The sequence below is a fragment of the Salinicoccus siamensis genome (genome assembly GCF_042429615.1).
Classification (GTDB): Bacteria; Bacillota; Bacilli; order Staphylococcales; family Salinicoccaceae; genus Salinicoccus; species Salinicoccus siamensis.
The window spans coordinates 309980-310244 of sequence record NZ_JBHMAH010000031.1; the positions used below are offsets into that span (position 1 = coordinate 309980).

Annotated in this window: 1 protein-coding gene; it reads right to left on the reverse strand. The window is 55.1% G+C overall.

The features are described 5' to 3' along the window. Nucleotides 1–265: transposase (locus tag ACFFLE_RS11265; RefSeq protein ID WP_380572143.1), on the reverse strand; the 265-nt coding region annotated here is incomplete at both ends.

Below are 265 nucleotides of genomic sequence, written 5' to 3' on the forward strand. Positions count from 1 at the left end.
ATCCGATCATGTAGGGTCCAGAGGTTCTGAATCAGATGGAACCGGTCATGGATCTGAATGACGGCCGGGGCATGGGTCGTGATGATGTCCTGAAAACGCACATATCTATCCCGGGTGATGTGGGTCAGCTCCGGATGCCCCTGAATCCATTGGGCCAATGTGGCCGTTTCCCGGTCGGGCAGGAGATCAATCGGATGATGCGTGACGGCATCGCAGATCAGAATGCCATACCGATACCCTTTTCGCCAGGCGAAATCATCGATGC